Origin of the sequence: Adlercreutzia sp. DFI.6.23, from assembly GCF_024462535.1 — a bacterium.
In the GTDB taxonomy this organism is placed as follows: domain Bacteria; phylum Actinomycetota; class Coriobacteriia; order Coriobacteriales; family Eggerthellaceae; genus Adlercreutzia; species Adlercreutzia rubneri.
This window is the reverse complement of the sequence record NZ_JANGBP010000525.1, coordinates 1-301: the sequence shown is the minus strand read 5'-3', so window position 1 is coordinate 301 and position 301 is coordinate 1. Positions and strand designations below refer to the sequence as shown.

1 protein-coding gene is annotated in these 301 nt (G+C 30.9%); it reads left to right on the top strand.

What is annotated here, in order from left to right:
* Positions 1–68: 68 nt before the first annotated feature.
* A partial coding sequence (locus NE591_RS14415; protein ID WP_256157002.1) for an ABC-2 transporter permease occupies positions 69–301 on the top strand: 233 nt, incomplete at its 3' end.

Below are 301 nucleotides of genomic sequence, written 5' to 3'. Positions count from 1 at the left end.
ATGATTTTAGAAAAATGAAATTATAATACTTGGCATCCATAGTTCTGTTTGCACCATTAGGATATGTTATGGCATATTCAACTGAGAACATTCTTTCTGCTTATTCATATATGCTCCTTATTTCTACAATAGTACCAACGTCACTATTTACATATGAACAAAGAGCAGATTGTGGTTTTGATTTAATGCTACCTGCAAAGGAAGGTGATAGAATTGCAGGAAGATATCTTATAAGTGCAGTGACGATTATATATGAATTTTTATTGGGAACAGTAATTGCATTTATTTTGACAAAAACAAC